Source organism: Campylobacter sp. JMF_01 NE2 (genome assembly GCF_027737365.1).
Lineage (GTDB): Bacteria > Campylobacterota > Campylobacteria > Campylobacterales > Campylobacteraceae > Campylobacter_B.
In genome coordinates, this window is record NZ_JAOVTR010000015.1 from 1 (window position 1) to 1,396 (window position 1,396).

1 protein-coding gene is annotated in these 1,396 nt (G+C 39.9%); it reads right to left on the bottom strand.

What is annotated here, in order from left to right; translation table 11 throughout:
• Positions 1-118: 118 nt before the first annotated feature.
• A partial coding sequence (locus tag OFO01_RS08905; protein WP_270875544.1) for an acetyl-CoA hydrolase/transferase C-terminal domain-containing protein occupies positions 119-1,396 on the bottom strand: 1,278 nt, incomplete at its 5' end.

Below are 1,396 nucleotides of genomic sequence, written 5' to 3' on the forward strand. Positions count from 1 at the left end.
TAGGCAGTTTCGAGCGAAGTTACCTGTGGCGGTAATGAGCGATGAAATTGCCTAAATTTGTGCGTAAATCCGTCAGGCTTGGGGAATTAAGAGCTAGGCTAGTTTCAACTTAAAAAGCCTACGCCTTTTTCATCGTTCCTGTTTTATTAAATCTATCATGCCAAGATAGTGCTTCGTCTAAAATATGTGGCGTATGACCTGCTTTTTCATTAGCACAAGCTCTATCAAAATAATCTTGCAAAGCTTCTCTGTAATCAGGGTGAGCGATTTTTATCATCTCAGCGGCTCTTTCTCTTGGGCTTTTACCACGCAAATCTGCATAACCATATTCGCTAACTATTACCATTGTATCGTGTTCTGTGTGATCGACATGGCTTACAAAAGGAACGATTGAGCTTATTGCTCCACCTTTTGCAGTTGATGGCGTAAGGAATATAGAAATATAACCATTTCTTGCAAAATCACCGCTTCCGCCTATGCCGTTCATCATCTGTGTTCCCATAACATTTGTCGAATTTACATTTCCGTAAATGTCGGCTTCTAGCATTCCGTTCATTGCTATTACGCCAAGTCTTCTTATGACTTCCGGGTTGTTTGAAAGTTCTTGTGGGCGAAGGACTATGTGTTTGGAGTAGAAGTTGATGTTTTCGCGGAAGTCATCAACTGCATCAGGGCTAAGAGAGAGCGAAGCAGAGCTTGCCATTTCGACAACGCCGTCTTTGATTAAGTCTAAAAGTCCGTCTTGGATAACTTCTGTGTAGCATGTAAGGCCTTTGTATCCTGCTCGTTTAAGTCCAGCCAAAACGGCATTTGCGACATTGCCAATGCCAGATTGAAGTGGCAAAAGCGTATCTTTTGGCAACCTTCCGGCTTTTACTTCTTGTTCAAAAAATTTAACGACATTATCTCCGATTGCGATTGAAATTTCATCAAGTGGAGTAAATTTATTAACACGATCTGGTGTGTTTGCTACTACTACGGCTACGACTTTATCTGGATCGACTGTTAAATATGGTGTTCCTATGCGATCTCCTACTTCATTGATAGGTATTTCTTTTTGATACGGCGAACGAGCCAAAACAGCGACATCATGCAGTTTTTCTAATTCCAATGGCTGAGAAATATTTACTTCTAAAATAACTTTTTTGGCAATATTTAGCCAATTTTGCGCATTACCCACCGAAGTCGATGGCACCAATTTCCCATCTTCTGTGATACCTGAAATCTCAACAATAGCAAAATCCATTTCTCCAAAAAATCCAGATTCGGCATACTGAGCTAGACTTGAAAGATGAATATCCATATATTTAGTTTTATTTGAATTTACTGATATTCGCATATCTTTATCTGTATTAAAAGGTGCCCTAAAACTAACGGCACCAGCTCTTGCTAAAAC